Origin of the sequence: Paraburkholderia suaedae, from assembly GCF_040812055.1 — a bacterium.
Taxonomy (GTDB): Bacteria; Pseudomonadota; Gammaproteobacteria; order Burkholderiales; family Burkholderiaceae; genus Paraburkholderia.
The window spans coordinates 1-1,192 of the sequence record NZ_JBFOAH010000100.1 but is presented as its reverse complement, the minus strand read 5'-3'; the positions used below and the strand labels follow the sequence as shown (position 1 = coordinate 1,192).

The 1,192-nt window shown below is 61.8% G+C and carries 2 protein-coding genes; both read right to left on the bottom strand.

What is annotated here, in order from left to right; genetic code table 11:
• Window positions 1-695 (bottom strand): ABC transporter ATP-binding protein (locus ABQJ48_RS37735; protein WP_473094256.1); only part of this gene is annotated, 695 nt, incomplete at its 3' end.
• A gap of 17 nt (window positions 696-712) precedes the next feature.
• Window positions 713-1,192 (bottom strand): ABC transporter ATP-binding protein (locus ABQJ48_RS37730; RefSeq protein ID WP_367842925.1); only part of this gene is annotated, 480 nt, incomplete at its 5' end.

The following is a 1,192-nucleotide window of genomic DNA, read 5'->3' as shown; positions in this document are numbered from 1 at the left end:
AGATAAGCCGCGCGCACCTTAGGATCGTCCAGCATCTGCTTCGCGTCGCCGGACATCGTGACCAGACCCGAGTCCATCACATAGCCGCGGTTAGCCGCCTGCAATGCGAGGCGCGCGTTCTGCTCGACCAGCAGAACCGTCATGCCTTCGGCCGAAATCGATCGCACCACTTCGAAGATCTTCTCGACCATGATCGGCGACAGACCCATTGACGGTTCGTCCAGCAACAGCAGCTTCGGGCGCGAGATGATCGCGCGCGCCATCGCCAGCATCTGCTGTTCGCCGCCCGACAGCGTGCCCGCGTATTGCGACGCGCGTTCCTTCAGACGCGGGAAGAAGCCGAACATGCGATCGACGTCCGCCTTGATGGCGTCCGTGTCGGTGCGCAGATACGCGCCCATCTGCATGTTTTCGACGATCGACATGCGCGCGAAAATGCCGCGCCCTTCCGGCACCATCGCCAGACCGCGCTTGAGCAGCTCGTGAGCCGGGATGCCCTTGATGGACTGGCCCATGTACTCGATGTCGCCCGACGCGTACGGCTTCAGACCGGTGATCGCCTTCATCGTCGTGGTCTTGCCCGCGCCGTTCGCGCCGATCAGTGTGACCAGCTCGCCCTGCGCCACCTCGAGGTCGATGCCTTTGACCGCCTGGATGCCGCCGTAATTGACCTGAAGGCCCTTGATTTTCAACATTGCTTGCGTTGTGGACATCAGTGGACTCCCGCACCCAGATAAGCTTCGATCACCTTCGGATCCTTCTGCACGTCTGACGGCAGACCTTGTGCAATCACCTTGCCGTAGTCCAACACCGTCATCTGGTTGCACAGACCCATCACGAGCTTCACGTCATGTTCGATCAGCAGGATCGTACGGCCGTCACTGCGGATCTTGTCGAGCAGCTTGGTCAGCTCCACCTTTTCCGTCGCGTTCATGCCGGCGGCCGGTTCGTCGAGTGCGAGCAGTTTCGGGTCGGTTGCCAGGGCTCGGGCGATTTCCAGACGGCGCTGGTGGCCATACGACAGATTGCGCGACGTGTAGTCCGCGTACTGCGCGATGCCGACGTATTCCAGCAGTTCGATCGCGCGTTCCTTGATCTCGCGCTCTTCCTTGCGTTCGGCCGGCGTCTGGAACACCGCGCCGATCAGGCCGTGTTTGGTGCGCACGTGGCGCCCGACCATCACGTTCTCGAG